The organism is Nocardia sp. NPDC127526, from assembly GCF_042672265.1.
Lineage (GTDB): Bacteria > Actinomycetota > Actinomycetes > Mycobacteriales > Mycobacteriaceae > Nocardia.
On sequence record NZ_JBHXVO010000009.1, the window covers coordinates 117,989 to 140,415 of the forward strand.

Here is a 22,427-nt window from a genome sequence, read left to right on the forward strand (position 1 = left end):
GGAGTGGGTGACCGGGGCGGATCTGCCTGATGCGGGCCACGACCGTTTCGTGAAAGTTCGAGGGAACGTGCCCGTACCCATTACTCTGACCGGCCGCCTGGTGCGGCTGGAACCCCTTGCGCCGCAGCATGCTTCGGGGCTGGCGGAGGCTGCCGAGGGGAATCGGGACGATTACGCGTACACACCCGTCCCGCACGGGGTGGACGAGGCGCTGCAGTATGTGGCGCAGGCGCTGGCGGGACATGCGGCGGGGACCTCGCTGGCCTTCGCGATCGTGGCCGTGGCCAGCGGGCGGGTGCTCGGATCGACGCGGTTCACGCGGTTCGACTACTGGCAGGGGCCGCTGGTGTGGCCGCTCGTGCACGGGCTCCCACCGGGGGATCCGCTGCTCGCCACGCCGGACGCCGCCGAGATCGGCAATACCTGGCTGTCGCCGCAGGCGCGCGGCGCGGGCATCAATCTGGAGTCCAAGCTGCTGCTGTTGCAGCACGCCTTCGACAACTGGCGGGTGCGGCGCATCGCCATGCGGGCCGATGTCCGGAACCTGCGCTCCCGCATGGCAATCGAGCGACTGGGCGCCACCAGCGACGGGGTGCGGCGGGCGCATTCGCGCGGGCTGGACGGCGAGGTGCGCAGCACCGCCTTCTACTCCATCCTGGACGAGGAATGGCCCTCGGTGCGGGCCACCATCGCGGGGCAGCTCGCCCCGCGAGCCACACCGGCGCCGTTCGTCGACGCCATGGGCGCCGGCGGGCTGGTCGACGCCTAGGGCGACGGCCCGGCCGGACGCCCGGGGCGGCATCCGGCAGTGAGTGCCGGATGGTTGCCCGAGCATGTGCCGGGTGGTTGCCGCGCGCGTCGGCCACCCGGAATCTCCTCGGTCCGATTCATGTTCGCGGACTATAATTCCCGATGTCGAACAGGTCGGGCGTCGAGGAGATTGTCCGAGTCGGGTGACTCGGCGGCCGGCATTCCTCGGATCAGAAGCCAGCAACCGGGCGCGGGGCCGCAATCGCGGCCCCACATTCTCGAAGGAGACGGCGTATGCCCGATCCCATGAGCACGAAGGTCTACCTCTCGGACAGAGTGTCCGGATCCCCCGCTCTCAGCCTGTTCCTCGTCCCCGAACCCCGCGTTCCCGGCGGCTGCATGCTGCATCTGCTGGAACAGACGCCCCTCACCGGCCGGTCGGTGCCCCGCCCCAATCCCGTCCTGGTCGATTGGCTGCAGGTGCACACCTCACCCGCCGTGCGCACCCGATTCCGGGCCTTCCGCCCCGGCCTGCCCGATCCGCCCCGGGTGCGCGCCGTCCTGCACGATCACTTCATCGCCGATCCGGCCCCGATGGGCCTGGACGTCGGCGATCCCGAGGAGATCACGCGGCTCGAGCTGCTACCCGAACACCGGCTCGGCGCGCGGCGCATCGACGACTTCCACGATCGGGCCGTGCGCGACGCCATGCTCGCCGTCTACCGGCACTTCGGCGTGGACCGGTGCATACCGCTCATGTACCACGGCTACGCCGAACCCGAGGACGGCTGGTTCGAGGTGCCCGCCGCGGAGGCTTGATGGCGGCCCGCCGCCGGAGCGTGACCCGCGGGATCAGTCGAACGGCACCAGTGTCATGAGCCACCACGGCCGGTCCGGATAGGCGAACCGGAAAGTCTGCACGTACAGCTTCCGTTCCGAATGCGTCTGCGGCGACAGCACCACCGCCGTGCGCTGCCGCGGAATCTCGGCGGTATCGGCCTTGCGCCACAACTGATCCCACTCCGGCGCGCGCCGGCACAGGTTCAGCACCTCCTCGATCCGGCTCGCGGGCACCGACTCCGGGGCGAAGCGCCGGAAGGCGGTCGCCATCAGCTGCGCCTCCGCCTCCCAGTCCCGCAGCACATAGCGGGCCATCGGCTCGAGCATGTGCGAGGTCAGCAGATTCACCCCCGGCGCGGTGCCGGGAAACAGCTCGCGGAACGCGGTATTGGCCTCGAGCACGTCGAACGCGCCGTCGTGCAGGCAGGCCGGATGCGGAAAGCTGTGCAGCACGGCGAGATCGGCGGCAGGCGTTCCGGAGGGGGCGGACATTCTTGGCAGTGTGCGGCACAACTCTTCGTATCCACTTCGTATCGGGTTAAGCCCGATCACAAGACTGGGTACTGCCGCAGAATTTCTGCCATATTGAAGCTCAAAGTTTGGTCTGGTCCGGAATGGGTAACGGGGTTGTTCGGTGCGACAGCGGTGACGCGAATCGGGGTCCTCGGCCCACTGCACATCAGCATCGACGGGCAACGGGTGCCGCCGGGAGCGCCCATGCAGTGCGCTGTACTGGGCCGATTGGTCGCGGCGGGCGGGCGCGTGGTGCCCACCGACCGGCTCATCGACGACCTGTGGAACGGGGACCCGCCCACCAAGGCCGTTGCCGCCCTGCAGGTCTACATCCACAATCTGCGCCGGGTCTTCGAACCCGACCGGCCGCGGCGGGCGCGCTCGCGCGTCATCGTCTCCGAATCGCACGGCTACGCCCTCAACCTGGAACCCGCCCAGGTGGATTCGTGGCATTTCGAACAACTCCTGCACGGGCACGAATCCGCCATGCGCGATCCCGCCGGCCGGCCCGACCCCCTCGAGCAATGCCGGGTACTGGACGAAGCCCTGGCCTGCTGGCACGGCACCGCCTTCGAATCCTTCGCCGGAATGCCCTGGGCCGCACAGGAAACCGCGCGCCTCGCGGCGCTCCGGCTCACCGCGGCCGAATTGCGCGCCCAGGCCGCCCTGGAGATGAACCGCCCCGCCGAGGTGGTGCTGGCCCTGCGCCCCATCCTCGAGGAGCACCCGGGCCGGGAGGAATGCGCCCGCCTGCTCGCCCTCGCCCAATACCGGCTGGGGCAATCCCTGGACGCGCTGGCCACGGTCCGGCGCAGCCGCGAGTTCCTCACCCTGGAGTTCGGGGTCGATCCCGGCCCGGGACTGCGGGACCTGGAGACCGCCATCCTGACGCATTCGGTGAATACCGACCCGCCGACAGCGCCACTGGTGGTGCGCCCGCCCGAACCGGAGCCCGCGCCGGCACCGGATCCCCTGCCGGACAGTGGATATGCCGAACAGCGGGCGGCCGTCCTGGCAGCCGCGGAGCTCGCCGCCGCCGGACACGTACGCCTGGTGTGGCTGTTCGGTGAAGCCGGAGCCGGGAAAACCACACTGGCCAAGGCCATTACGGCCCAGCTGGCCGAACAGTCCTGGACCACGGTGTTCGGTCGGTGTCCCGAGGTCGAGGGCGCACCGCCGGCCTGGGCCTGGGCCGAGGTTCTCACCGGCCTCGACGACGCCGATCCGGAAACCTACACGGCCGCCGATGCTTTCACCCTGGCCCGCCGCGTGGTCCGCTCCTGCCGGGAACGCGCGGCCCGCACGCCCGTCGCCATCGTCCTCGAGGACGTGCACGGTGCGGACACCGCCACCCTGCAAGTGCTGCGCCAGGTCGTGAACTGGCTGCGCGACCGCCCCATCCTCATTGTCGCCACCCTGCGCGGCACCGAAGCCGGTCCCGGCGTCCGCGACACCGCCGCCGCGCTGGCGCTGTTCACCGGCGACCGCATCGAGCTGGACGGCCTCGACCTGGCGGGCACCCGCCAGGCTGCCGTCGCCGCCGGTCTCACCGCCCTCGACGACCGCACGGTGGCGCTGCTCCGCGGCCGCACCGGCGGCAACCCGCTGTTCATCCGCGAACTGGCCAAACTGGTTGCCACCCAGGGCACCACCATCGGCCTCCCCGACACCGTGCGCGCCCTGCTCGGCCGCCGCGTCGCCCAACTGCCCGCCGATGTCACCGAACTCCTCCAGCACATGTCCATCTGGGGCGAGGACTGCGATATCGCCACTCTCTCCGCGGCGGCCGACCGGCCCAGCGACGCCGTGATCGACCTCCTCGCCACGGCTGAATCCGCCCGCCTCCTGCGCACCGACCGCACCGGCCGCCTCGCCTTCGACCACGCCCTCATCCGCGAAACCGTCTACTACGGCATCCCCCTGCTGCGCCGCTCCCGAATGCACTGGGCCGCTTTCGAACTGCTCCGCGCCCAGAGCCTGGCCGACGGTAGCGCGACTCCGCCCGCTGCCGGTACGGCGCCGGGGCAGTCCGCGAGCGGCGCCGCTCTGGCCCTCTCCGCGAGCAGCGCCGCCCTGGGGCTGCCGCAGGGTCGTGACACCCCCGTGTCATCCGCAAGCGCTGCGGCACTGGCCTTCTCGGCGAGCGAGGAGGCATCGGGTTTCGCGGGAGGCCCGTCAGAGCCAGGGGCTGCCGCAGAGGGCAGTCGCACCGTGGATATGCCGCCACCCGCCCGGAATGATGACACCTCGGCGCGGCCCGACGCCGAGGACGTTGTCCACGAGGCGATTTCGCCGCGCGACGCCGGAAGAAGCCGAGATGGGGTGGTGACGCGGCGCGACACCGGGATCGCTCCGCAGGAGATCCGCGTGGCCAGGTGGGGCGGCGAGCTGGAGCTGCGGGTGTTGTCCGCGGGTGTCGAGGCTTCGGCGCGGGGTGAGAAGGGAGCCGGTGCGTGGGAGGCGTCGATTGGCGGGCGGGGACGGGATATCGATGCGCTGGCGCATCATGCCGCGCTCGGGGCGAGTCCGGAAACCGCGGTGCAGGCGCTGGAATTCGTGCGGGCGGCGGCGAGGCGGTGCGTGGAGCGGCGGATGCGGGCCGATGCGGTGCGGCGGTGGCGGTCGGTGCTGGCGCTGCACGAGCTGGCCGGGCATATGGAAGCCGGTGCGGCGCGCGCGGATCGGGAGGCGCTGCTCGAGGCCCGGTGCGAGCTGGTGACGGCGCTGGCCTACGACGGGCAGCACATGGCGGCCCGGGCGGTGCGGGAACAGGCCATCGAACTGGCCGAATCGCTCGGGGGGACAGCGCTGCTCGCGCGGGCGGCCACCTGCTGGCCGACGCCGCTCATCTGGTCGGTGCACGATTGGCACACACCCGACCCGCGGATCAGGGAGCCCTTGCGGATCGCGCTGGCGGATCCGGAGCTGCCGGTGCGCACTCGGATTCGAGCTCAGGTCACCACCGTGTTCGACTGGGCGCTCGACGATCCGGAGGCCGCGCGGGAGACGGCGGAGGCGGCGCTCGCCCTCGCCGCGGAACTCGGTGATCCGGATCTGTTGTGCACCGTGGTGAACGCGCAGGCGTTCGCGGCCTTCGCGGAAAGCGGGTTTCTCCGCGCCCACGAGGTGAAAAACCATGCCGCACAGCTGCTCCGGATCGCGACAGAGGCGCGGCTCACCGAATTCCGGGCGCTGGCGCACTATCTGCTCTTCCGGGCCGACCTCGCCGACGCCGATCTGGTGGCGGCCGACGCGCATGCGCGCAGCGCGGCGGCCTACTCCACCGACGGGCAGCTGCGCCATCTGCTCGACGCCATCACGCCCTTCGACATGGTGCTGGAACTGTTGCGCGGCAATGTCGACGAGGCCCTGCGGATGCTCGAGGACGGCACGTCGGCGGCGGAGGAGATCGTCGCCCATTCCGAGGAGGGGGCGGGCGAGTACACCCGCGATCCCAATGCCCTGCACATCGGCATCGCCATTTCCATCGGATGGCTGACCAACGACCTGTCCGGGCTGGCGGAGGACCTCGGCCGGCGCACGGCCATCAAACCCGAACTGTTCGCCTACGGCCATGCCCTCGCCCTGGTGCACGCCGGTCGCGAGGAGGCCGCCCGCCGGGTGCTCGCCGCCGACCCGCCCATGGCCCGGCAATTCTGGTCCAGTTTCACCGCGACCCGCGCCCGCGTCTGCCTCGCCCTGGGCGATCTGTCCGCGGCCCGGGAGATCTACGACCGATTGCTGCCCTATGCCGGCTCGGTGGGCGGCCTGGAAACCGGCGCCACGGTACTGGGCCCCATGGACCATGTCCTCGCCGATCTCGCCGCCGCCCTCGGCCATCCGGATCGCGCCGCCGCCCACCGGGCCGACGGAGACCGGTTGCAGCAGCGGCTGCGCGCCGACCTGGCCGCGCTGGCGGAGAAGGCCGCCCAGCGCCGGGTGCTGGCCGATCCGGCTCGCCCTCGCCCCGCCCGGTAGCTTCGACGGACACCGGCCGGTTGCGTTTCGCCGCGCCGCGGAGATGAAGATCAAGACGCGGCCGGCGGGCGGCCGCATGCGGGAGGGACGCATGACCATCGAGCGGGAGACGCGGCGGCGGGGCAGAGCGCTCGGCTGGATCGCGGCGGCGCTGGGTATCGCGCTGATCGCGACCGCCGGAATCGCCGGCGTGCGCTGGTGGTCCGATCGCGATTGGCCGGTGCTCGCGGGGGAACGGTTGCGGGAGTTCCCGGCGGTGGATCGGACCGGGCTGGATGAAACCCAGGCGCGGATCGTGGATGTGCTGCGGCAGGAATTCCAGGCGCAGAACTCGGGCACGAAGTATTCCGAAGGCGTGGACGAGCCGTGGTGCGCGGACTTCGTGAGCTGGGTGATGCGGGAGGCCGGGCGGTCGCTGGCCAATCCGAATTCCGGCGCGTGGCGGATTCCGGGCGTGTACACGCTCGAGGAGTACTACCGCGCGGAAGGCCGATTCGAGGCGTGGGACTCGGGATACCGGCCCAGGGTCGGCGATGTGGTGATGTATACCGATGCCAGCCCGTTCAATCAGCACACGAATATCGTGATCGGCTCGGATGCGGGAACGATCATTACCGTGGGCGGCAATGAATTCGGGAAAATCACCATCCACGAGTACCGCCCGGACACGGTTTCCGGCCTGGTCGGCTACGGCAAGATATGAACGCTCGGGTTCCACATTCTGGAAACACCGGAACCGGAGGGTAGGACTCGGCGGGACTTCCGCCTACGATGGTTGGCGGCGGTGCCCGGCAGCATCGCCGATCGATCCCTGTCCTGCTGCCCCCTCATCGGCAGGACAGGGGTCTCCGCCCGACGAAAGTAGCTGGATGACGCCGTCCCCGGAACCTGCTTGGATCGATTACGCCGAATTCGGCGAACGTTTCGTGGCGGCGGCGGTAACGGAATCCCGGATCGAGGCGGCGGTGTCCGGTATGGCCGGACGCGGAATGACCATCGGCCCCTTCTCCATCGGACCGGCCGGATTGGCGCGATTCGTCGCCAAAGGCAGTGTCGGCAAACCTACTGTCATTCGACGCGGCCCGCATGTGCACTTCGATGTCGGGCTGCCGGTCAAACTCCGCGTCGACGTGACATTGGGCGGGCAGCGACTACGCCTGGAAGCGGTCGTGGAAATCGACCTGCAGATGCACGCGCGCACCGCCGATCCACTGCTCGTCGTCATCGATATTCCACCGGTCACCGGGCGTGATGTCAGTTTCGTCATGCGGGCCGCGGCCGTCGGCACGGCATTCGAGCTGCTGCTGGATCCCATTGCCAAGCTGGTGCAGAACGAAGTCGCCAACCGCATCAATGCGATTCTCGCCGATCCGGATGCCCGGCGCGGCCGCATCTTCGATGTGGAAGCCATCCTGAACGGCAGCAAATCGCCGTATCGCGGACCGCTCGACCATGAATGGATCGGCTACGACGAATTCGGCCACCGCTTCTTCGAGCGCATCGTGACCGCCGAACGGGTGCAGGAGGTCGTCGAATCGATGGCCGGCAAGCCCATCGAGGTCGGCCCCATGCGCGTCGGCCCCGGCAACAAGGCGCAGGTCGCGGTGCAGGGCACCGTGCGACTACCCCGGGTAGCCGAATCCGGCAGGGCCGCACGGACATCGGGGGACGGGCCGATGGCGGCGCAGCCCGCCACGGCCCCGCGCATCGCCGAGATCCGGCCCGCCGACCCCGCCGCACCTGCGCCTGCCGCCGCACCGGCAGCGGACAGCGCAGCGGCAGCGGACAGCGCAGCGGCGGCTGCCGCCGCGTCCGCCGGAGACACCGCACCGGCCGCTGCGACCGGGCTCGCCGTCGGTTCGCCCGCGGCCAATGGCGGCTGGCACACCGATGCCCGCACCAAGCTGGTGACCTTCGACCTGACCATTCCGGTGAGCCTGGACATCACCGTGGACGTCTTGCAATCCAACAGGTATCGCGCCGAGGTCCAGGTGCCGGTGGCGCTCACCGCGCGCGCCGCCGATCCGCTGCTCATCGTGATCGAGGCCGCCGCGCCCCGGGCGGAGGACATCGATCTGGAACTCACCGCCGAGGGCTGGCGCGCCGCCGCGCTGGGCAAGGTGGCGGGCATCCGCAAACAGATCGCCGCCCAGGTGGCGCGGGTCGTCCGCGCCGAGGTGGCGGATGTCTCGCGCCGCACCATCGATGTGGCGGCCCGCCTCGAGGGCACGCGGGTCTGAGCCCGGTTCCCCAGAGGTGTCCGTTTGCGCACCTGTGGGACATGTGATGCGTGTGGGTCCCGTGAGCCTGGCGATTCCCAAGTGAATGTGGTGGAATGAAGCCACGTTCAGGGCTCCCGGCGCACAGATGACCTGCTAGTCGTCATCGGGGAAGGTGCGCCGGGCACGCCGCTTCTTGTTCCACCGATCGTCGGCGGATCTCCCTTTCTTCTTCGCCGCGGTCGGCAAGTTCGACCAGCGAGTGTGCGAAGGAGTTCCGCAATGCGTATCAGCCGTGTCAGCCGCCGGTCCTTTCTCACCGGCGCGGCCGCCCTCACCACCGGCCTGGCGGCAGGACTTACTCTTCCCGCCCCCGCCGCGAACGCGCGGCAACAGCTGGGCACCCTCCTCGACTACGCGGGCGGCGTGCCCGCGGCCGAGGTGATCAGCGCCGAAGGGCATATGGGCGTCATCCGCTACGTCTCTGATCGCCGGCCCGGGGCCGAGTGGATGGAGGGAAAGCCCTTGCTGGCGCGTGAAGTCGACGCGCTCGCCGCCGCCGGGCTCACCGTCGTGTCCTGCTACCAGTTCGGCAAGGGCCCCACCGCCGACTGGCGCGGCGGCTACGAGGCCGGGCTGAAGCACGCGGCCCGCGGCCTCATGCTGCACAAGTCGGCCGGCGGCCCGGACCACGCGCCCATCTACGCCTCCATCGACGACAATCCCGGTGCGGCGGAATGGGAGTCGCAGATCGCGCCGTACCTGCGCGGCTGGGAGACCGTGCTCGGCCGCGATCGCGTGGGCGTCTACGCCAACACCCCCACCATCGACTTCATTCGCGACGCGGGCCTGTGTTCCTTCTTCTGGCAACACAATTGGGGCACCCCCAAGGGCTACGTGCACCCCGAAGCCCACCTGCACCAGTTCGAGATCGACAAGCGCGCGGTCGACGGCATCGGCGTGGACGTCAACTCGGTCCTCGCCGCGCAATATGGGCAGTGGTGGTAGTTCCCTAGGTCTGGCAGTGACAGGTCGGGTCCGCGCGTAGGTCCGGTTCGTCGGCGACGACGCGCAGCAGCGGCCGGGGTTCGTGCTCGTCGCCGCCCTCGCTGAAGGCCTGCCGGTCGCCCTTCCACGAGAACATGGACCAGCGCGACAGTCCGGAGAAGGCGGAGCCGAGGCTGCCGAACGAGGCCGAGGAGATGATCGACCCGAAGGAGCCGGCCGAGCCGATGGACAGCACCGAGCCGACGCTGCCGATGGACAGGACCGAATAGGCCGAGCCGATCGACAGGATCGACCCTTCCGAACGGATCGACAGGATCGATCGGCGCGAATGCAGTCCCCGGGCGGAGTTCTTCATTTAGCATCAACCCTGTTCGACAGGGCTGGTTTCAACCCTGCTGGTGCCGATTGCGTAAGACCCGAACACTCGCCGAGTGATCGGGCGGCATGAGCCAGGAATCCCTCATCTTCGGGTGCGGGAGGATTCAAAGCGGCCATATCTAGCGGTCTACCACAGGTATCCGGGTTTGAACATGATTTCGCCCCCGTTCCCTCTCATGGGAACGGGGGCGAAATCGTTGGCTATGCGTGCTTTCGCTAAGCGACGGTGAAGAATCCGACCGTCGGCAGGAACGAGCAGGTGATCGGCTGCGCGGACTCATCGGCCTGGGTGGTCAGCGAGCCCGAGACCAGGGCGACCACGCGGCCGGAGCCGGTGGGGGCGATGGCCGACAGGGTGGCCGGGCCGTCCGGGTTGATCTTGGCCTCATCGGTCAGGTTCATGACGCCGGTGGCGCGGGTGTCCAGGTTCAGCCACTGCACGGTCATCGGCGGGTTCTGCACCTCGGTGGGCCGCTTGGTGCCCAGCGCGGTGAAGACGAAACCGGTCTGGCCGGCGCCCGGTCCGGGCGGGGGCAGGGTGGCCGGGCCGCCCACGGCGAGCGCGGTGCCCACCGAGTCGGCGCTGGCGCTGATGCAGCCCTTGCCGATGGTCGGCCACAGGAACTGGGAGATGACCGGGCCGTCCTGCGGGATGTCCGGACCGCCGCCACCGCTGCCATCGAGGAACTTGATGATGCGGTTCAGCGTGTCCTTGATCGACTGCGGCAGCGGGGCGGACTCCAGGATCCGCTTCGCCTGGTCGAGGATGGCCTGCTGCGGGCCGGGGGAGGCGATATCGGCGGGACCCGCCGCCGCGCCGATGATGGCGGGTACCAGCGAGGCGAGCGCGTCCACCGGGACACCCTCCGGAATTGCCGGAATGCTGACGGTGGCCTGCGTGGGTTCGGGCGCCGCGTGCGCGGCGGTCGGCACGACAACGGTGGCGCAGGCCGCCAGGGCCACTGCGGTCAATGCGAACCGCGATCCTCGGGTGCGAAGCACTGGTGTAGCCGTCCTTACCTCGGGTACATCTGCGGCGATGGAGACATCGCTCCGCGCCACTCTAGGGACCGGGCCGCCGTCTTGTACAGCCACGGTGTGATCTTGCTGTCCTCGATCGACTCAGGCTATCGAACAACCGACCAATATGGGGTGTTACCAGTGTGGTCGTTGATGCATATGTTACTGCCTGGGTTGCGCGTTTCGTTGCATATTTCGGGCTATGACTACTCTTGTTCGTGGTCCGAGCCTGGGCCGGATTGCCCGCAGCCCCATGTCGCCCGAGCTGAAAGTGCCGCGCCGTGAATCGACACTTCCGACTGGCCGTCGCGGCGCTCGGTCTGGCGGTGCTGGCCCGCCTCACCTGGGTGCTGCTGCTACCCAACGGCATGAACTTCGTCGACCTGCACGTCTATGTGGACGGCGCGGCGAATCTGGGCACCGGCCACCTCTACGACTACACCGATGCGAGCAAGACGCCGGACTTCCCGCTGCCGTTCACCTATCCGCCCTTCGCGGCGCTGGTCTTCTATCCACTGCACTTCCTGCCCTTCTCCTTGGTGGCGATCGCCTGGCTGTTGCTGACGGTGGCCGCGCTGTTCGGCGTGGTGTGGCTGAGCCTGGAGCTGATGCTCGGGAAAGACGCACTGCGCGAACCGAAGTGGCGCACGGTGGCGGTCTGGTGGACGGCCGTGGGCACCTGGCTGGAGCCGATGCGGACCACTCTGGACTATGGCCAGGTCAATGTGTTCCTGGTGCTGATCGCCATGCTCGCGGTGCGCAGCGCCAAGTGGTGGATCTCCGGGACGCTGGTGGGCGCGGCCGCCGGGGTGAAGCTGACGCCCGCCATTACCGGCCTGTATTTCGTGGCGCGGCGGCGCTGGGTCACCGCGGCGTGGTCAGCCGTGGTCTTCGCGGCGACCATCGGGCTGACCTATCTGATCACGCCGGACGAGACCCGCAAGTACTTCGGCGAACTCCTGGGTGACGCCACCCGGATCGGGCCGGTGGGCTCGGCGACCAATCAGTCGCTCCGCGGCGCGCTGAGCCGATTACTGGGCCACGATGTCGGAACCGGCGCGCTGTGGGTCGTGGCCGTGCTGGTGACGGCCGTGCTCGCGGTGCTGGCCTGGCGGGCGCTGGCGGCCGATGACCGGCTCGGCACGCTGCTCATCGTGCAGCTGTTCGGCCTGCTGGCCTCGCCGATTTCCTGGTCGCACCATTGGATCTGGCTCATCCCGGTCATGCTGTGGCTGCTCTACGGCCCGCTGCGCGCGGCCGCGGGCGCGCGCCTGCTGGCCGGGTACTGGCTGGTGACCACGGCCGTCGGGGTGCCATGGGTGCTGTTGTACGTGCAGCCCGACATCTGGACCATCTCCCGGCCGGGCATCCTGTCCTGGCTGGGCACGGTCGACGTGCTCGGCGTGCTCATCTTCTATGTGTGGGTGGCCCGGGCCGGTCGCCGGGTCTCAGCTCTGGATGACCAGCCGGTCGATCTCGTGCGCCAGGGCGAAGTCCAGGGCGGTCAGTCCGCCCGCTGAATGCGTCGATAGCGTGAAAGTTACTCGCCGCCAGCGGATGTCGATATCCGGATGATGATTGGCGGCCTCGGCCGCGACGGCCGTGCGGCGCACCAGTTCGATGCCGGCCAAGAACGAGGGCGCCTCCACGGTGCGGGCGATGCTGTCGCCGGTGTGGATCCACTCGGGCAGGTCGAGCAGGGCCTTGCCGATGTCGTCGGCGGAGAGCAGCGCGGGTGTCATGTCTCCGGTGTACTCCGGGATCAGGCGGCGCGGGCGGCTTTGAGGCCCTTCTTCAGTTCCTTCTTGCTGCAGCAGCCGGAAGCCTCCAGCTTCTTCATGCGCATGATCACGACAGGGCACTTGTAGCACCGCGTCTTCTTGCGGCAGCACTTCTTCTTCGGCTTCAGACTGGAAACGTCCTTCGCCTTCACCTTGCCCATGTTGGTTAGCTTAACCTAACTCGTACGCGCTAAACGTGTGAGTTACCTCGAACGGTAGTGTGTAGCTCGCCGCATGCCCGTGGAGTTTCGCATTTTGCTCGAGCATGACCCGGGTCGGCACCAAAACTTTGCACCAGGAGGAATCAATCGTGTCGTCTGTCGAGTTCCGTAACGTCGCCATCGTGGCGCACGTCGACCACGGCAAGACAACACTGGTCGACGCCATGCTGCGTCAGTCCGGGGCGTTCGCCGAACGTGCCGAGCTCGTCGACCGAGTGATGGACTCCGGTGACCTGGAGCGCGAGAAGGGCATCACCATTCTCGCGAAGAATACGGCAGTGCACCGCCACAATGCGGACGGTTCGGTGACAGTCATCAATGTCATCGACACCCCCGGCCACGCCGACTTCGGCGGTGAGGTCGAGCGCGGCCTGTCCATGGTCGACGGCGTCGTGCTGCTGGTCGACGCCTCCGAGGGCCCGCTGCCGCAGACCCGCTTCGTGCTGCGCAAGGCCCTCGCGGCCTCGCTGCCGGTGATCCTGGTGGTCAACAAGACCGACCGCCCCGACGCGCGCATCGAAGAGGTCGTCGAGGAGAGCCACGACCTGCTGCTGGACCTCGCCTCCGATCTGGACGACGAGGCCTCCGAGGCCGCCGAGCTGGCCCTGGACCTGCCGGTGCTCTACGCCTCCGGCCGTGAGGGCAAGGCCTCCACCACCCGCCCCGAGAACGGCAGCGCGCCCGCCGCGGAGAACCTCGACGAGCTGTTCGAGGTGCTCATGAAGTACGTGCCCGGCCCCAAGGGCGATGCCACCAAGCCGCTGCAGGCCCATGTCACCAACCTCGACGCCTCGCCGTTCCTCGGCCGCATCGGCCTGGTGCGCATTCACAACGGCACGCTGAAGAAGGGCCAGAACGTGGCCTGGATGAGCGCCGAGGGCACCAAGACCGTCAAGATCACCGAGCTGCTCAAGACCGTCGGCGTCGAGCGCTCGCCCGGTGAGGAGGCCGTGGCCGGTGACATCGTCGCCGTCGCGGGCATCCCGGAGATCATGATCGGCGACACCCTCGCCGACGTCGAGAACCCGGTCGCCCTGCCGCGCATCACCGTCGACGAGCCGGCCATCTCGGTGACCATCGGCACCAATACCTCGCCGCTGGTCGGCCGGGTGCAGGGCCACAAGCTCACCGCCCGCATGGTGAAGTCGCGGCTGGATCAGGAACTGGTCGGCAATGTGTCGCTGCGCGTGCTCGACATCGGCCGCCCGGACGCCTGGGAGGTCCAGGGCCGCGGTGAGCTCGCCCTCGCCATCCTGGTCGAGCAGATGCGCCGCGAGGGCTTCGAGCTGACCGTGGGCAAGCCGCAGGTGGTCACCCGGACCGTCGACGGCAAGGTGCACGAGCCCTTCGAAGAGCTGACCATCGACTGCCCCGACGAGTACCTGGGCGCGGTCACCCAGCTGCTGGCGGCCCGCAAGGGCAAGATGGTGCAGATGAGCAACCACTCCGCCGGGTGGGTGCGCATGGAGTTCATCGTCCCCTCGCGCGGCCTGATCGGCTTCCGCACCGACTTCCTCACCGAGACCCGCGGCACCGGTATCGCCAACGCCGTGTTCAACGGCTACGCCCCGTGGGCCGGTGAGATCCGCGCCCGCCACACCGGTTCGCTGGTCTCCGACCGCGCGGGTTCGGTCACCCCGTTCGCCATGATCCAGCTGGCCGACCGCGGCCAGTTCTTCGTGGAGCCGGGCGCCGACACCTACGAGGGCCATGTGGTGGGCATCAACCCGCGCGCCGAGGACCTCGACATCAACGTCACCCGCGAGAAGAAGCTGACCAATATGCGGTCCGCCACCGGTGACGTGCTCGAGACCCTGGCCAAGCCGCTGCAGCTGGATCTCGAAGGCGCCATGGAGTTCTGCGCCGCCGACGAGTGCGTCGAGGTCACCCCGGAGATCGTGCGCGTGCGCAAGGTCATCCTGAACGCCAACGAGCGCCAGCGCGAGATCTCCCGCCGCAAGGCCCGCGACAAGGCCGCGCAGTAGAGAATTCGCCCTCCGATCCGCCCACCCAGCGTCCGCGCTGCGGTGGGCGGACGGCTGAATGCCGCCGTCCACCCTCGCGCCACGACGTGCGCGGGCGGACTGCCCAGTAGGATCGGATTTCGGTTCGCTCCACGTGCCGCCGACCAGGTTCGAGAGTCCGCTCCGGAGATCGCTGTTACCGAGGTCAACCTGCTAGTTCGCGGCCCGGCTCGGTCTGGACTGACGGAGCGGGGGAGCGAAGCGGAGGAGCGGAGGAGGGAAGACCGAGCTTGCAGGGCCGCGAACCCGCCGGAGCGAAGCGGAGGCAAATTGGACACGGAACGGGGGTTCGGGTGCGCGCATCGTGGCGTGCGGTGATGGTGATGGTGGCGACGGTCGTAGCGGTCGCCGCCACCGGATGCACCGCGAATCCGCCGCCGCCGATCGAGAGCACCGACAGCCCCAAGACGACGCCCGCCAAGCCGACCAAGAGCTCGGTGGTGGTGGCGGTGGACGATATCGGGATCGGGTTCAATCCGCATCTGCGGTCGCAGCTCTCGCCCGCGACCGCGGCGGTGGCCTCCATGGTGCTGCCCAGCCCGTTCCGGCCGGTGCCGAGTCCGGCGGTGCCGGGCGGGACCGACTGGGTGCTGGATCCGGCGCTCATGGTGTCCGCGGATGTGACCGCGCAGGAGCCGTTCACCATTACCTATCAGCTCAAGAACGAGGCGTCCTGGTCGGATGGCGCGCCCATCGCGGCCGAGGACTTCCGCTACCTGTGGCAGCAGATGATCTCGCAGCCGGGCGCGGTGGATCCCGCCGGGTACCGGCTCATTTCGGATGTGAACTCCTCGGCGGGCGGTAAGACCGTGACCGTCACCATGGCCGCGGAGTACCCGGCGTGGCGGCAGCTGTTCGCCGATCTGCTGCCCTCGCATCTGGTGAAGGACTCCGGATTCGAGCAGGGCCTGGTGGACACCATCCGCATCTCCGGCGGGCAGTTCCGCATCAAGCAGACCGATCGCGGCCGCGAGGAGATCCTGCTCGAGCGCAATGACCGGTACTGGGGCAAACCCGCTGTGCCGGACCAGATTCTGATGCGGCGCGGCGGTACCGCCGCGCAGGTGGCCGAATCGCTGCGGGTCGGCGACGCGCAGATGGCGCTGGTGCGCGGCGGGGTCGCCCTGCAGGCGCAGCTGGCCGCCATCCCGTCGGTGCGCACCGCCGTGCAGGCGCAGTCGCGGGAAATGCAGCTGGTGCTCAATGGCCGCGGCGGCGATCTGGCCGATGTGCGGGTGCGCCGCGCGGTGCTCGGGCTGCTGGATCCGGTGCTGCTGGCCACCGTGGGCGCGCAGACCGGCAGCTGGATGGAGCCGGTGCGCGCGCAGGTGCTCGCGCCCTCGGATCCGGGCTATGTGCCGACCGCGCCGCCGCGGCTGAGCCTGGAGGAGTCCTTCGCGCTGCTGGCCGAGGCCGGATTCGGGCGCGCGCCAGAACAACCGGTCAGCGATTCCCCGACATCGCCCGCGCCGCAACCGCGTCCGATCGCCAAGAACGGCAAGTCGCTGACCGTGCGGATCGGCGCGGTCGACGGCGACGACTCGACGCTGGCGGTGGCCAATTCGGCCGCCGACCAATTGCGCAGCGCCGGAATCGATGTCATCGTCAGCAGCGTCGGCGCCGAACAGCTCTACGGCAAGGATCTGACCGACGCCGGGATCGACGCCATTGTCGGCTGGGAGCGCGCCGGGGACGATCCGGCCACCGTGCTGGCCTCGCGCTACGGCTGCCCGCCGGTGGAACCTCCCGGGGGCAACGGTGATTCGACCGCGGTGGACGATGCCAAGAAGGCGCCCTCGAACCTGTCCGGCGTCTGCGATCCGACGCTGCAGCCGGCCATCGACGCCGCGCTGCGCGGCATCGACGTGCCCAAGGTGATCGCGGAGGCCGAGCCGAAACTGTGGGAGCTGGCCACCGTGCTGCCCATCGTGCAGGACACCCAGGTCGCCGCCGCCGGGCCGAATGTGGACGGGGCGTCGCTGCAGGGCGCCATTCAGGCCGGCATCTACGCCGATGCCTCGAACTGGCGGCGGCTGCCGTGACCGCTGTGACCGCGACGGGCGGGCTGCTGCTGGTGCACGCGCATCCCGACGACGAATCCATCACCACCGGCGGCACCATCGCGCACTATCGCAGGCTGGGCGTCCCGGTGACCGTGGTGACCTGCACCCTCGGCGAGGAGGGCGAGGTCATCGGCGAGGAGTTCGCGCACCTCGTCGCCGATCGGGCCGATCAGCTCGGCGGCTACCGCATTCACGAATTGACCGGGGCCCTGGCCGCATTGGACGCGGCGCCGCCGCGCTTCCTGGGCGGCGCGGGCCGCTGGCGCGACTCCGGGATGGCGGGCACGCCCTCGGCCCGGAATCCGCGCGCCTTCGTCAATTCCGGCGAGGCGGCGGTGGACGCGCTGGTCCAGGTGATCCTGGACCTGCGCCCGCGCGTGGTGGTCGGCTACGACCCGCGCGGCGGCTACGGGCATCCGGATCACATTCGCGCCCACGAGATCACCATGGCGGCGGTGGACGCGGCGGCCGACTGGGGCTGGGCGACGCCGAAGGTCTACTGGACCGTCACCGACGGCGCGGTGCTGGCCATGCACACCGATGCGCTCAAGCGCCGCACCGTCGATCAGCTGCCGGGCGCGCTGCCGCGCGGCTGGCGGCTGCCGCACGACGGCGAATTGGCCTGTGTGCCCACCGAATCCGTCACCACCACGGTGGACGTCTCGGATGCGCTCTCGGCCAAGCGCGCCGCCCTGCGCGCCCACGCCACCCAGGTGACGGTGGCGCCGTCCGGCCGCGAGTTCGCGCTGTCCAATGACATCGCCCAGCCGGTGCTGCCGGAGGAGCACTACATCCTGGTGCGCGGCGAGCGCGGCCCGGTGGGCCCGGACGGCCGTGAGCACGATCTCTTCGCCGGATTGCCCGACACGCTCGGGTCCCGCGCGGCCGACGTGACACACTGACCGGCATGTACAACTGGGATCTGCAGAATGCCATCGCGGCGTTCGTCGAGAGCCAGCGCCCGCACTTCCAGGCGCAGCACGACCTGTACCTGCACGTGCTGTACGGGTTCGTCGACATGCAGAGCCACCTGCTGACCCTCCTCGGCTTCCCGCCGGTGCCGTGATCGCCGCCGTGGGCGCCCGGCCGGGCGATTCCGGGGCAGCCGCCGCGCCGCGGCGCAATTGGCTCAATGGCGTGATCGCCGGACTGCTGGTGCTCGACGCCCTCGTCACGCTCGTGCTCGAGGTGCTGTTCCTGCCCATCTACGCCGGGCACGCGAATGTGCCGCAGGCGCAACCGCTCCTGGCGGAGGCGGCCCCGCTGGCCGCGAACCTCACCGCGGGGGCGATCCCGGTGCCGCTCACCGCCCTGGCCGCGGCCGTGGTGAATGTGCTGCTGGTGGCTGGGATGGCCAGTGTCAGCAATAATCTCGGCCTCATCGTCACGCCGCTGACGGTGTGGACGCTGGGCTATCTCTACCTGGCGATGTTCGCCGGTCCCGGCAATGACGTGGTCCTCATCCAGGACTGGCCCAGCATGCTGCTGCTCGTGTGCGGCCTGTTCCCGGCCGGGTTCTACCTCTATTGGAAGGTCAATTCGAGCTTCCGCGCACCTGTTCGCTGAACCACGGTCACACTTTCGATCCCTGCTTCGTCAACGTAGCGACGAACTGATCACGCTATCGACGAACGAGGGAAAGACAATGGCTTTCGAAGAGCTCCGCAAGACCGTCCAGGGTCGCGTGCTGGTGTCCGGCGACGCCGACTACGAGGCGGCGGCCGCGGCCTGGAACACCGCCGTCACGCAGCGCCCGGCCGCTGTGGTGGAGGCGGCGCACGCCGAGGACGTGGCCGCGGTGGTGCGGTTCGCGCGGGCGAGCGGGCGAGCGGTGGTGACCCAGCCGACCGGGCACGGCGCGACCGGGGCGATCGAGTCCGCGATCCTGCTGCGCACGGGCGCGCTGAACACCGTCGAGGTGGACGCGCCGGCGCGGCTGGCGCGGGTGGGTTCCGGTGCGAACTGGGGTCAGGTGCAGGCGGCGGCCGCCGCGCACGGGCTGACCGGGCTCGCGGGCAGCAATCCGGTGGTCGGCGTGACCGGCTACACCCTCGGCGGCGGTCAGGGCTGGTTCGGGCGCAAGCACGGCTGGGCCTCGGATGCGGTGCGCGCCTTCGAGATCGTGGACGCCGAGGGCCGTGCGGGCCGGGTGACCGCCGAGAGCGATGCCGAGCTGTTCTGGGCGCTGTGCGGCGGCGGCGGTGATTTCGCCGTGGTGACCGCGATCGAATTCGAGCTGTTCCCCGCGCCCGGGCTGTACGGCGGCCGGGTGCTGTGGCCGGCGGTGCAGTCGCAGCGGGTGTGGGAGGCGTTCCGGGAGCTGACCGCGTCCGCGCCCGATGAGCTCTCGGTGTGGTTCCACCGGCTGCAGCCGCCGCAGGCGCCGGAAATGGTGGCCCTGGACGTGGCCTACCTGGGTGATCCGGAGCAGGGGCGGGCGCTGACCGCCGCCATCGACGGGATCGGCGGGGCCATGGCCGATAAGCGCGGCGCGCTGTCGGTGGCCGATCTGGGTGACATCTGCGCCGAGCCGACGACGCCGAGCCCGTCCCTGTCGCGCGCCGAGCTGCTCACCGATCTGGACGACGAGACGGTGAAAGTCCTGCTGGGTGAGCCGATCGCGCCGCTGATCAATATGCAGGTGCGGCATCTCGGCGGCGCGCTGGCGCGCGCCAACTCGGGTGCGGGCGCGCGCGGACCGGTGGCCGAGCCGTACCTGCTGTACCTGCTCGGCCTCGGCCTGCCCCAGTTGCGGGAGGCTGTGTCGCACAAGCGGCGCGAGATCGTAGACGCGCTGGGCTCGCACATCTCCGGTGCGAAGCCCTACACCTTCCTGATTCCGGGCGAGTCCGCCGCGGCGGCCTTCGATGCGGAGACGATCGCGCGACTGCGCGCCGTCAAGCGAGCTCGCGACCCGCAGAACGTGATTCGCGCGAACTACCCGGTCCTCGACTGAGTTGCCGCGAGAACCTCTCGGCTGGAAGATGTGAATCCGTAGTCACTTCGGGATCTTTCCGTTACTCTCACCGCGAGGAAGCGTGACGAATCGCTCAATTCGAGCGGTTCGACGCGCAGGTGGGACGCATCATGCGTTCGGGAGCGGAAGATTTCAGTGGGCAGCTGGCAGAACCTGCGCAAATCGGTTGGCAGGATATCCGATTCGAGTGGGCGCGGAGTCCGCGGCTGGGTGAGCGTCCGGGTGCGCCTGCTGGCCATCGTGCTCATTTCCAGTGTGACATTGCTGGCCATCGGCGGTGGCGCGGCGGTGTACCTGGTGCAGGACGCGCGCGAGGCCAGACAGTGGGCCGAATTGGCCAGCAGCACAACGACGCCCGCGATTCTCATGGTGTCGGCCTTCGAGGAGGAGCGTCGGCTGTCGGTGCTGCGGCTGGCCGGTGACCTCACCGCGGTGAGCGAGCTGACCGGGGCGCGGCAGCGCTCGGACGCGGCGCTGGCGGCGGTCATGGCCAAGGGCGATGCGGCCCGGGAGCTGAATCCGGACGGGTCGGCCGCCGATATCGAGGGCTACAACAAGCTTTTCGCCATGGTGCCGACACTGCGCGCCGGGGTGGATTCGGGGCAGATGCCCGCGGATCAGGTGTTCGGCTTCTTCACCGCGGTGATCGGGACCATCATCTCCGCGTCCATGCTGGCGGCGCGGGTCGCGCCCGATGCCGCGATCGGCATCGAACTGGGGTACGGCGTCGAGCCGCTGCGGGCGGCCGAGGCGCTCTCGCAGGCCGACACCATGGGCGCGGTGGCGCTGACCACGGGGGAGATGTCCACCGCGACCCTGCTCGAATTCGGCCGCCGGGTGGGCGAATTCCGCGGTGAGGTCGCCTATTCGGCCGCGGTGCTGAAGGGCGTGCGGCTCGACCAGCTGAACGCCATTACCGGCAGCACGGCCTGGCAGCAGGTCACCGCCATGCAGGACGCGCTGCTGCTGCGCGGGCCGGTGACGCCCGAGGACGACGAGACGACCGGCGGCGCAACGGGATCCGAGGACGCCGAGGACGCGGCCGCGGAGCTGCCGACCAGCCTGGAAGCCTGGCAGCACGCCTCCCGACAGGTCAATGTCGCCCTGCAGACGCTGTGGGAGGACCAGAGCCGCGACGCGCACGTCATCGCCCGCGAGCAGGGCGAGGCCGCCACCCGCAATTCGCTGCTCGGCGGCGCGGCCGTGCTGCTGGTGGCCACCGTGGCCTTCGTGCTGGCGCTGGTGCTGGCCAACCGGTTCATCGGGCGCATGCGCCGATTGCGGCGCGACACCCTGCAATTGGCCGATGAGCGCATGCCCGAGCTGATCCGGAAGCTGGGCGCGGGCGAGGAGGTCGACGCCTCGGCGGAGGTGTCGCGCCTGGACTTCGGCACCGATGAGCTGGGGCATGTGGCCGATGCCTTCAACCGCGCCCATGTGGTGGCGGTGTCGGCGGCGGCCGGCGAGGCCCGCACGCGCGCCGGCATCAATGCCGTATTCCTCAATATCGCCCATCGCAGCCAGGTCGTGGTGCATCGGCAGCTGTCGCTGCTGGACCGGGCCGAGCGCGAGGAGAAGAACGCCGATCAGCTCGAATTGCTGTTCCAGCTGGACCATCTCGCGACCCGGGCGCGCCGCAATGCCGAGAATCTCATCATTCTGGGCGGCGAGCAGCCGGGCCGGCGCTGGCGGAATCCGGTGGCGCTGCTGGACCTGGTGCGCGGTGCGGTGGCGGAAAGCCTGGACTACACCAGGATTCAGACCGGCCGCATGCCGGAGGTGTGGATCGCCAGCCGGGCCGTCGCCGACGTGATCCACCTGCTGGCCGAGCTGCTGGACAATGCCACCGCCTGTTCGCCGCCGGAGTCGGAGGTGACGGTGTCGGCCGTGGTGGTCGGCCGGGGCGTGGCGGTGGAGATCACCGATCAGGGACTCGGCATGACCGAGACCGAATTCGCCGAACGCAATGCGGTGCTGGCCGATCCGCCGGACTTCAGCGTGGCGACGCTGTCCGGCAATACCCGGCTCGGCCTGTTCGTGGTCGCGAAGCTGGCCGCGCGCCACGGTATTTCGGTGCGCCTGGGCGAGTCCGTGTACAGCGGGGTGCGGGCGGTGGTGCTGATTCCGTCGGCGCTGCTGGAGGATGTCGGCGCGCACGCGCAGTTGCGGGGCGGCCGTGGCGCCGAAACGCTCAGCGGCGGCCCGGATACCCTGCAGAATCTCGCGCCCGCGTGGCCGAGCGCGCTGCGCTCGGATCGGTTCCCGGCCGTGCCGGTGGCGGATGAGCCGGTGCGGCAGTCCTATCCGGCGCCGGTGTCGACCCTGGTGAGCGATGTCCCGGCCGTGGTCGAGCGGGCCGATCCGGTTCCCCGGGTCGCGCCCGCGCTGCCTGCGGCCCCGCAGGCACTGGCTCCCCGTTCGGCGCCGGTGAACGGCGCGCGGCCGGAACTGCCCCGGCGCAGCCGGAAGACGGCCGAACAGCCGGTCGCCGATGCGCCGGTCGCCGCCCCGCCCTCGTCGTCCACCTCGCCGCGGCCGCGCACCGCCGAGGAGGCGCGCAATCTCATGAGCGCGATCTCGAAGGGCACCCGCCAGGGCAGGCAAGTGCGGCCCGAGTCCGACTAGACCAGATCCACCGAATAACTCCATCGACGA

19 protein-coding genes are annotated in these 22,427 nt (G+C 69.8%); 14 read left to right on the top strand and 5 right to left on the bottom strand.

Features of this window, described 5'->3' with window-relative positions; all coding sequences use genetic code 11:
• The first annotated feature begins 67 nt into the window (after window positions 1-67).
• On the top strand, window positions 68-769 hold the full coding sequence (locus ACFVIV_RS18270; RefSeq protein ID WP_379197668.1) for a GNAT family N-acetyltransferase: 702 nt from the start codon (window positions 68-70) through the stop codon (window positions 767-769).
• A 275-nt stretch (window positions 770-1,044) separates the two neighbouring features.
• A complete protein-coding gene (locus ACFVIV_RS18275; protein ID WP_379197670.1) occupies window positions 1,045-1,569 on the top strand; it encodes a hypothetical protein in 525 nt (174 codons plus the stop codon).
• 33 nt (window positions 1,570-1,602) lie between these two features.
• Here the strand turns inward: ACFVIV_RS18275 and ACFVIV_RS18280 are convergent, their stop codons facing one another.
• The gene (locus tag ACFVIV_RS18280; RefSeq protein ID WP_379197672.1) at window positions 1,603-2,082 is read right to left on the bottom strand and encodes a hypothetical protein; all 480 of its coding nucleotides are present in this window, start codon (window positions 2,080-2,082) and stop codon (window positions 1,603-1,605) included.
• 153 nt (window positions 2,083-2,235) lie between these two features.
• On the opposite strand from ACFVIV_RS18280, the gene ACFVIV_RS18285 reads away from it, so the two are divergent.
• The 4 genes from ACFVIV_RS18285 to ACFVIV_RS18300 all read left to right on the top strand — a co-directional run bounded on the left by ACFVIV_RS18285 (window position 2,236) and on the right by ACFVIV_RS18300 (window position 9,308).
• Window positions 2,236-6,081: a BTAD domain-containing putative transcriptional regulator gene (locus ACFVIV_RS18285; RefSeq protein ID WP_379197674.1), complete on the top strand. Its 3,846-nt coding sequence runs from the start codon at window positions 2,236-2,238 to the stop codon at window positions 6,079-6,081.
• 91 nt (window positions 6,082-6,172) lie between these two features.
• Entirely contained in the window at window positions 6,173-6,784 is a 612-nt protein-coding gene (locus ACFVIV_RS18290) for a CHAP domain-containing protein (RefSeq protein ID WP_379197870.1), read from the top strand.
• Between the two features lie 166 nt (window positions 6,785-6,950).
• The gene (locus ACFVIV_RS18295) at window positions 6,951-8,321 is read left to right on the top strand and encodes a hypothetical protein (RefSeq protein WP_379197676.1); all 1,371 of its coding nucleotides are present in this window, start codon (window positions 6,951-6,953) and stop codon (window positions 8,319-8,321) included.
• A 261-nt stretch (window positions 8,322-8,582) separates the two neighbouring features.
• Window positions 8,583-9,308 carry a DUF1906 domain-containing protein gene (locus ACFVIV_RS18300; protein WP_379197678.1) on the top strand — a complete coding sequence of 242 codons (726 nt, stop codon included), beginning with the start codon at window positions 8,583-8,585 and terminating at the stop codon, window positions 9,306-9,308.
• Window positions 9,309-9,312: 4 nt separating this feature from the next.
• Here the strand turns inward: ACFVIV_RS18300 and ACFVIV_RS18305 are convergent, their stop codons facing one another.
• Both ACFVIV_RS18305 and ACFVIV_RS18310 read right to left on the bottom strand, forming a co-directional pair.
• On the bottom strand, window positions 9,313-9,663 hold the full coding sequence (locus tag ACFVIV_RS18305; protein ID WP_379197680.1) for a hypothetical protein: 351 nt from the start codon (window positions 9,661-9,663) through the stop codon (window positions 9,313-9,315).
• Window positions 9,664-9,902: 239 nt separating this feature from the next.
• Window positions 9,903-10,688: a hypothetical protein gene (locus ACFVIV_RS18310; protein WP_379197682.1), complete on the bottom strand. Its 786-nt coding sequence runs from the start codon at window positions 10,686-10,688 to the stop codon at window positions 9,903-9,905.
• Between the two features lie 299 nt (window positions 10,689-10,987).
• Here ACFVIV_RS18310 and ACFVIV_RS18315 point away from each other — a divergent pair, with 299 nt between their 5' ends.
• Window positions 10,988-12,226, top strand: coding sequence for a mannosyltransferase (locus ACFVIV_RS18315; protein WP_379197684.1), 1,239 nt, complete (start codon window positions 10,988-10,990; stop codon window positions 12,224-12,226).
• On the opposite strand, the gene ACFVIV_RS18320 is transcribed toward ACFVIV_RS18315, so the two are convergent.
• Together ACFVIV_RS18320 and ACFVIV_RS18325 are read right to left on the bottom strand one after the other, a co-directional pair.
• Window positions 12,155-12,448, bottom strand: coding sequence for a 4a-hydroxytetrahydrobiopterin dehydratase (locus ACFVIV_RS18320; protein ID WP_379197686.1), 294 nt, complete (start codon window positions 12,446-12,448; stop codon window positions 12,155-12,157). The two genes, ACFVIV_RS18315 and ACFVIV_RS18320, sit on opposite strands and share 72 nt — an antisense overlap.
• 20 nt (window positions 12,449-12,468) lie before the next feature.
• Complete coding sequence (locus ACFVIV_RS18325) at window positions 12,469-12,648, bottom strand: hypothetical protein (RefSeq protein WP_067534471.1); 180 nt, start codon at window positions 12,646-12,648, stop codon at window positions 12,469-12,471.
• A gap of 104 nt (window positions 12,649-12,752) precedes the next feature.
• Between ACFVIV_RS18325 and typA the strand changes: the two genes are divergently transcribed.
• The 7 genes from typA (at window position 12,753) to ACFVIV_RS18360 (ending at window position 22,397) form a co-directional block, all read left to right on the top strand.
• A complete protein-coding gene (gene typA, locus ACFVIV_RS18330; RefSeq protein WP_379197688.1) occupies window positions 12,753-14,693 on the top strand; it encodes a translational GTPase TypA in 1,941 nt (646 codons plus the stop codon).
• A gap of 356 nt (window positions 14,694-15,049) precedes the next feature.
• A complete protein-coding gene (locus ACFVIV_RS18335; RefSeq protein ID WP_379197872.1) occupies window positions 15,050-16,774 on the top strand; it encodes an ABC transporter family substrate-binding protein in 1,725 nt (574 codons plus the stop codon).
• On the top strand, window positions 16,771-17,697 hold the full coding sequence (gene mshB, locus ACFVIV_RS18340) for an N-acetyl-1-D-myo-inositol-2-amino-2-deoxy-alpha-D-glucopyranoside deacetylase (RefSeq protein WP_379197690.1): 927 nt from the start codon (window positions 16,771-16,773) through the stop codon (window positions 17,695-17,697). The genes ACFVIV_RS18335 and mshB overlap by 4 nt, the downstream gene beginning before the upstream one ends.
• A gap of 5 nt (window positions 17,698-17,702) precedes the next feature.
• Complete coding sequence (locus ACFVIV_RS18345; protein ID WP_169814747.1) at window positions 17,703-17,861, top strand: hypothetical protein; 159 nt, start codon at window positions 17,703-17,705, stop codon at window positions 17,859-17,861.
• Entirely contained in the window at window positions 17,858-18,361 is a 504-nt protein-coding gene (locus ACFVIV_RS18350; RefSeq protein ID WP_379197693.1) for a hypothetical protein, read from the top strand. The genes ACFVIV_RS18345 and ACFVIV_RS18350 overlap by 4 nt, the downstream gene beginning before the upstream one ends.
• Window positions 18,362-18,440: 79 nt before the next feature.
• Window positions 18,441-19,751, top strand: coding sequence for an FAD-binding oxidoreductase (locus ACFVIV_RS18355; protein WP_379197694.1), 1,311 nt, complete (start codon window positions 18,441-18,443; stop codon window positions 19,749-19,751).
• Between the two features lie 231 nt (window positions 19,752-19,982).
• A complete protein-coding gene (locus ACFVIV_RS18360; RefSeq protein ID WP_379197698.1) occupies window positions 19,983-22,397 on the top strand; it encodes a nitrate- and nitrite sensing domain-containing protein in 2,415 nt (804 codons plus the stop codon).
• The last annotated feature ends 30 nt before the right edge of the window (window positions 22,398-22,427 follow it).